Origin of the sequence: Methylobacterium sp. WL103 (assembly GCF_008039885.1) — a bacterium.
GTDB classification, from domain to species: Bacteria; Pseudomonadota; Alphaproteobacteria; order Rhizobiales; family Beijerinckiaceae; genus Methylobacterium; species Methylobacterium cerastii.
The window spans coordinates 1-3,838 of record NZ_VRUX01000418.1; the positions used below are offsets into that span (position 1 = coordinate 1).

5 protein-coding genes are annotated in these 3,838 nt (G+C 71.2%); 2 read left to right on the forward strand and 3 right to left on the reverse strand.

The features are described from left to right. Positions 1-866, forward strand: an 866-nt coding sequence (locus FV222_RS19670) for a class I tRNA ligase family protein (RefSeq protein WP_147815441.1), incomplete at its 5' end; no start/stop codon positions are given. A 240-nt stretch (positions 867-1,106) separates the two neighbouring features. Here the strand turns inward: FV222_RS19670 and FV222_RS19675 are convergent. The 3 genes from FV222_RS19675 to FV222_RS19685 form a co-directional block, all read right to left on the reverse strand. Then, positions 1,107-1,472, reverse strand: coding sequence for a response regulator (locus FV222_RS19675; RefSeq protein WP_147727221.1), 366 nt, complete (start codon positions 1,470-1,472; stop codon positions 1,107-1,109). A gap of 148 nt (positions 1,473-1,620) precedes the next feature. Further along, on the reverse strand, positions 1,621-2,193 hold the full coding sequence (hpt, locus tag FV222_RS19680) for a hypoxanthine phosphoribosyltransferase (RefSeq protein ID WP_147750718.1): 573 nt from the start codon (positions 2,191-2,193) through the stop codon (positions 1,621-1,623). A gap of 58 nt (positions 2,194-2,251) precedes the next feature. Then, entirely contained in the window at positions 2,252-3,118 is an 867-nt protein-coding gene (locus FV222_RS19685) for a zinc-ribbon domain-containing protein (protein WP_147762476.1), read from the reverse strand. Positions 3,119-3,365: 247 nt separating this feature from the next. Here FV222_RS19685 and FV222_RS19690 point away from each other — a divergent pair. Further along, the coding region (locus tag FV222_RS19690) for an ATP-binding cassette domain-containing protein (protein WP_246685552.1) at positions 3,366-3,838 on the forward strand (473 nt) is incomplete at its 3' end.

A 3,838-nucleotide genomic window follows, 5' to 3' on the forward strand; every position in this document is an offset into this window, starting at 1 on the left:
CCGAGCCGTTCGCCGGGCTGTTCACGCAAGGGATGGTCGTCCACGAGACCTACAAGGACGAGGCCGGCGCCTGGGTGCCGCCGGCCGACGTGCGCCTCACGACGGAGGCCGGCGAGCGCCGCGGGTTCCACGTGGAAACCTCCGGCCCGATCGCGATCGGGCCGATCGAGAAGATGTCGAAGTCCAAGAAGAACGTCGTCGATCCCGACGACATCATCGCCTCCTTCGGCGCCGACACCGCACGCTGGTTCATGCTCTCGGATTCACCGCCTGAGCGCGACGTGATCTGGACGGAGGAGGGCGTGCAGGGTGCCGCCCGCTTCGTGCAGCGGGTGTGGCGGCTGGTGAACGCGGCCGTCGCGGCCTCGGGCTCCGGCGACGGCGACCTCGCCCTGCGCAAGGCCGCGCACAAGGCGCTCGCCGCCTTCGGCGAGGACGTGGAGCGCCTGCGCTTCAACCGCTGCGTCGCCCACGTCTACACCCTGGCCAACGCCCTCGAGGAGGCGTTCCGTGGTGGCGCCTCGGCGGCGGCCGGCCGCGAGGCCGCCGGCATCCTGGTCCAGCTCATCGCGCCGATGATGCCGCACCTGGCGGAGAGCTGCTGGGCGGTGCTCGGCCGCGACGGGCTCGTCGCGCAGGCGCCGTGGCCGGACTTCGACCCGGCGCTCCTGGTCGAGGATGCGGTGACCCTGCCGGTCCAGGTCAACGGCAAGAAGCGCGGCGACGTCACCGTTCCGCGCGACGCGGACGCCGTCGCCGTCGAGGCCCTGGTGCTCGCCGACGAGACGGTCCAGCGGGCGCTCGAAGGCCGGACGCCCCGCAAGGTCATCGTCGTGCCGGGGCGGATCGTGAATTTGGTGGTGTGAGGTGGAGCCGACTTCCCCTCTCCCCGCACGCGGGGAGAGGCCTGGCTGCACCGCGTCGTGCAGCCAGGTAGCGCAGGCGGAGCCGAAGCGACGGTGAGGGGAGCTTCCGGAGGAACCTCGTCCGGCCAAGCCCCTCACCTTCGGCTGCCGCCTTGCTCTGCCGACGACGAGGTCGGCAAAGCCCTCTCCCCGCATGCGGGGAGAGGGGATGCTCCCAAAGCGGTGCGGGTGGCCGCCCCTTTAGGCGGCCAGCGCCCGGCTCACCGTGGCGCGCAGGTCCGCCAGCGAGAACGGTTTGGTCAGTACGTCGGTGACGATGGCGTCGAGCCCGCGGGCGCGTTCGCGCTGGTCGGCGAAGCCCGTCATCAGGAGGATGGTCAAGTCCGGAAAGTCGCGCTTGGCCGCGAGCGCCAGCGCGATGCCGTCCATCAGCGGCATCCGGATGTCGGTCAGCATCAGGTCGAAGGCGCCGTCGGATTCGTTCAGCCGGTCGAGGCCGTCGCTGCCGTCGATCGCCGTGACCACGGCATGGCCGTCGATCTCGAGGCCCCGTTTGAGAAAGCCGCGGACCGTCTCTTCGTCATCCACCAGAAGGATGCGCGCCATGTCGCCTGTATTCGATCCGTCGAAGAAGGGCCGTGCAGCCCGGTCATGCCTGGAGAACGTCTAAACAAGGGCCGCCCTGTCAAGACATTTCGGCGCACGATGTAGTGCGCCGCATGCGGGTTGCGAAAATGCCGCGCCGGATCGCGGCTCAAGCGCCGCCGAACAGGTCCGGATCGGGGCTGTCGTAGTCGACCACGCCGACGAACGGCAGCTGCCGGAAGGCGTGCGCGGCATCCATGCCGTAGCCGACGACGAAGGCGTCCGGGCAGGTGAAGCCGACGAAGTCCGCGTCGATCTGCACCGCGCGCTTGCCGGGCTTCTCCAGCAGTACCGCGGTGAGGACGCGGGACGCGCCGCGGGCCATCAGCAGGTCCTTGGCGAACACCACCGTGCGGCCCGATTCGAGGATGTCGTCGACGAGCAGCACGTCGCGGCCGCGCACCTCGCTCTGCACGTCGCGCAGGATCTCGACCTGGCCGGAGGAGACCGTGCCGGTGCGATAGCTCGACAGGTGGACGAACTCGACCTGCGGCGACAGCCCGACCCGGTGCAGGGCGCGCAGCAGGTCGGCGGCGAACATGAAGCTGCCCTTGAGCACCGCCACCACCAGCAGGTTCTGCGGGGCGGCGGCCTTGATCTCGCGCGCCAACGCCTCGTTGCGCGTCGCGATGGTGGCTTCGTCGAAGAGGACGCGGACGCGTCGGGAGGGCGTGGTGGTCATGCGCCCTTCATAGCCCATTCCCGCGCGCGCAGACCACGGCCCCGTGCTCGAAAATGCGTCAGGGCGTGGCGGAATCCGTCTTCACATCACCCTTCACATCCATCTTCACATCACCTTTCATCTCCACCTTCACGTCTTCCGCCTTGACCGCATCCGCAAAGCGGACCTCGATGCCGCGTCCCTGCTCGGGCGGATCGGGGAAGCGGGCGGCGAACCGCGCGGTCTCGCCCTGCGCCAGGCGGCTGCGCGGCGGGGCAATGGTGTAGGTCTTCACGACCCGCTCGGCGGCGTCGCGCACCAGGACGCTGATCGGCGGCACCGGCATCCCGTTCCGGGCGGTGCCGACGAGGTCGCCCTCGACCACCAATTCGCCCGGCCGCTCGCCGCCGGCCTGGTTCCGGAGGGCGGTGGCGTCTCGGATCTCGATGCCGCGCAGGTTCACCGGCAGGCCGATGCGCGCGAACAGCCCGGCCGCCTGCGGCAGCGCCTGCACCACCTGCACGCGGGCGAGGCAGGCGAGGGGGATCGCGGCCAGCACCACGAGGCCTGCGGCGAGCGCCGGCGACAGCGCGGCGACGCCGCCCTTGTCCGCGCCTTTGCCCGCGCCTTTGCCGAGCGGCTTGTAGCCGGGCTTGGGCTTCCCCGCCTTCGCGCGGCGCGGGGCGTCGGGCACGTTGTCGATCGTCTCAGGGGTCGCCGCCTCGCGCACTGCGGCCGAGGCCTCGGCCCAGGCCTCCGCGGAGACCGCTTCGTCGGCGGCGGCGCTCGCCGCCTGCAATTCGGCCTCGTGGGCGGCGACGACCTCCGCCGGCGACACGAACCACGTCTCGCGGCAGGCGGCGCAGCGCACCGAGCGCCCTTCGGTCCCGACGCGGGCCGTGTCGATCCGGTACTCGCTGGCGCAGGTCGGGCAGACGATCAGCATACGCGGCACGCTCGGTGACGGGCGCCGCCGCGCGGGACCTGCGGCGAAAACCCTTGGGCGATCCTCGGCGGTTAGGGTTAAGCTCCGGTGAAACTGCTGAGAACCGGCTTGAAATGGCCATGCGCGGCGGTCATCCCGTCGTGGACGGGATGGAACGGGAGCGGGCGGGCCCTTGCGCGAAACGGCGACGACGAAAAGCCTGCTCTCCGGCGCGGAAGGGCCGGTTGTCCAGTTCGAGAACGTCGGCATGCGCTACGGCCTCGGGCCGGAGGTGCTGTCCGACGTGAGCTTCCGCATCCAGCCGCACTCGTTCCAGTTCCTCACCGGGCCGTCGGGCGCCGGCAAGACGACGCTGCTGCGGCTGATCCTGCTCTCGGTGCGCCCGACCCGCGGGCTGGTCTCGGTGTTCGGCAACGAGGTCAGCGGCATCTCCAGCGCGTCGCTCACCGGGCTGCGGCGCCGGATGGGCGTGGTGTTCCAGGATTTCCGCCTGCTCGACCACCTCACCACCTACGAGAACGTCGCGCTGCCCCTGCGCGTCCAGGGCCGGGCCGAGACCAGCTACCGGGCCGAGGTGGTCGAGCTGCTGCGCTGGGTGGGCCTCGGCGAGCGCATGCACGTGCTGCCGCCGCTGCTTTCTGGCGGCGAGAAGCAGCGCGCGGCCATCGCCCGCGCGCTGATCGCCCGCCCCGACCTGCTGCTCGCCGACGAGCCCACCGG

What these genes read in the sequence shown, in the direction of transcription:
- FV222_RS19675 (WP_147727221.1), bottom strand. Translation starts at nt 1,472, where the DNA reads ATGGCGCGCATCCTTCTGGTGGATGACGAAGAGACGGTCCGCGGCTTT.
- hpt (WP_147750718.1), bottom strand. Translation starts at nt 2,193, where the DNA reads ATGACCACCACGCCCTCCCGACGCGTCCGCGTCCTCTTCGACGAAGCC.
- FV222_RS19685 (WP_147762476.1), bottom strand. Translation starts at nt 3,118, where the DNA reads ATGCTGATCGTCTGCCCGACCTGCGCCAGCGAGTACCGGATCGACACG.